Annotated in this window: 1 pseudogene; it reads left to right on the top strand. The window is 67.2% G+C overall.

Going from position 1 to position 833, the window contains the following annotated elements:
* Positions 1-142: 142 nt before the first annotated feature.
* Positions 143-833 (top strand): annotated as a pseudogene (locus B7K23_RS00005) (hypothetical protein); the annotation flags it as partial.

Here is an 833-nt window from a genome sequence, read left to right as displayed (position 1 = left end):
GGACGTCGTCGGAGGCTCGCCCGTGATCGGCGAGACGACGACCCCCAGCGGGCTGCCGGCGGTGTCGTTCGACGGTGCGAGCGCGTCGCTCGAGCGCGACGGCGGCCTGACGGACATGCCTGCAGGCAGCTCCGATCGGACCGTGTTCACAGTGGCCCAGTACGACTCGAACGGCTGGGGCGGCTTCTCGTGGGGGTCCGCATACTGCGGTCAGACCTTCGGGACCACAGTCTCCAAGGACGGCGACCTGGCGGTGCAGGGCTGGTGCGGCGACTTCGACTCCAACGTCGACGGCAACGGCGCGGGCTGGCTCGTGCAGTCCGCGGTCTACGGCTCCGGTGAGCTCACGCACTACAAGGACGGGGTCGAGATCGACTCCGCGACCCACACCTTCAACACCGGGTCCGGAAGCATCGTCCTCGGTGCCGAGATCGACGGCTCGCCGTACATCGACATGGACGTGGCCGCGGTGCTGGTCTACGACCGGGCGCTGAGCGCGAGCGAGCATCAGGCCGTCGTCGACTACCTGGAGAGCACCTACGTGACCGAGGTGGTCGAGGAGGTGGCGCCGTCGGTGCCGTCTGGGGTGGCTGCTGATGCGGGTGATGGTCAGGTGGATCTGTCGTGGTCGGCGTCGACTGATCTGAATGGGGATCTGGCTGGCTATCACGTGTTCCGTGCGGAGTCGTCGGGTGTGATCGATGTGGCGTCGGATGATCCGGTGGCGACGGTGACGTCGGCGGGGTTCATCGATGACGCGGTGGTCAATGGCACGGAGTACTTCTACGTGGTGACCGCGTTCGATGACCTGGGCAACGAGTCCGCGGCGAGCG

The sequence above is a fragment of the Demequina sp. NBRC 110054 genome (assembly GCF_002090115.1).
In the GTDB taxonomy this organism is placed as follows: Bacteria; Actinomycetota; Actinomycetes; order Actinomycetales; family Demequinaceae; genus Demequina.
The sequence above is the reverse complement of the archived record's forward strand: the minus strand, read 5'-3'. Positions and strand labels throughout refer to the sequence as shown.